At 42.3% G+C, this 1,201-nt stretch carries 2 protein-coding genes; both read left to right on the forward strand.

Annotated features, from left to right (window positions below):
- Window positions 1-333: helix-turn-helix domain-containing protein (locus HPY31_RS28445; RefSeq protein ID WP_371811823.1), on the forward strand; the 333-nt coding region annotated here is incomplete at its 5' end.
- Complete coding sequence (locus HPY31_RS28450; protein ID WP_172143297.1) at window positions 273-1,157, forward strand: IS3 family transposase; 885 nt, start codon at window positions 273-275, stop codon at window positions 1,155-1,157. The genes HPY31_RS28445 and HPY31_RS28450, both read left to right, overlap by 61 nt.
- Window positions 1,158-1,201 lie beyond the last annotated feature (44 nt).

The following is a 1,201-nucleotide window of genomic DNA, read 5'->3' on the forward strand; positions in this document are numbered from 1 at the left end:
TTTTTTATGGTGAAAAAGGGACAGAAGTTTAGAAATTATCCGTACGAATTAAAAATAGAAGCCATACGACTACATATTGAGGAAGGTTGGACATACCGCCGAATCATGGAACATCTGGGGATTCCAGATCGACACAGGCTTAAAATATGGATGAAAAAATACAAGCAATTAGGCGAATTTGGACTTATGGATCAGCGAGGGAGACGTGAAGAATATATTGATCAAGACCGATATGTTCAAAAGCTCAAACGAGAGAACTCTATGCTAAAAAAGTGTTTAAAAATCTGGATGCAGGAGGTGCAACCCGTAAGTATAAAGCGATCAAACAGGTAGCTGGTGAGTATACCATCAGTGAGCTGTGCAAGTTATTTGGAGTCTCAAGAAGTGGATACTACGCATATTTGAAGCGAAAAGCAACAGATCGGGATAAGCTTGTGAAAGACCTAATCAAGGCAGTTTATAAGAAGTACGATAGTAAATATGGATATAGACAAATCCAGCTATTTCTACTACAAGATCACGGAGTGTGGATCAACCATAAGAAGGTACTACGTCTCATGCAAGATATGAGGCTCCGTTCTCGAATACGCTGCAAGTATCGAAGTCATTCTGTTTCATCCATTGGAGGACGAGTTGCCGAGAATGTCCTTCAACGCGAATTTCATGCAGATGCACCTAATAAAAAATGGGTAACGGATGTCACACAGTATCGTGTTGCGGATACTTGGCTCTACCTGTCTGCCATTAAGGATTTGTTTAATAATGAAATTGTGGCCTATCAGATAGGAGCTCGCAATGACAATCAGTTGGTCCTACGGACCTTCCAGAAAGCCTTTGAAAAGACGAAAGACGTGACTGGACTGATCGTTCATAGCGATCAAGGATTCCAGTACACGTCCCACGCTTACCACGACATGCTGCCAAAGGTTGGCGCCCAAATCAGCATGTCTCGAAGAGGCAATTGTTATGATAACGCCTCAATGGAGAGCTTCTTCTCCCATCTTAAAACGGAAGGGCTCTACCCTTATGATATCCGAAGCGTGGATGAAGCACAAAGACGAATTGAAGAGTATATTCAATTTTACAACCATAATCGGCCGCAAAGAAAATTAAAAAAGCTGACGCCCGTAGAATTCAGGCGTCAGCTATCGGCCTAAAGGCCGGGGTTTTTCTTAATGTCTACGAATTGGGGTCTTGACCA

Source organism: Brevibacillus sp. HB1.3 (genome assembly GCF_013186635.1).
Taxonomy (GTDB): Bacteria; Bacillota; Bacilli; order Brevibacillales; family Brevibacillaceae; genus Brevibacillus; species Brevibacillus brevis_D.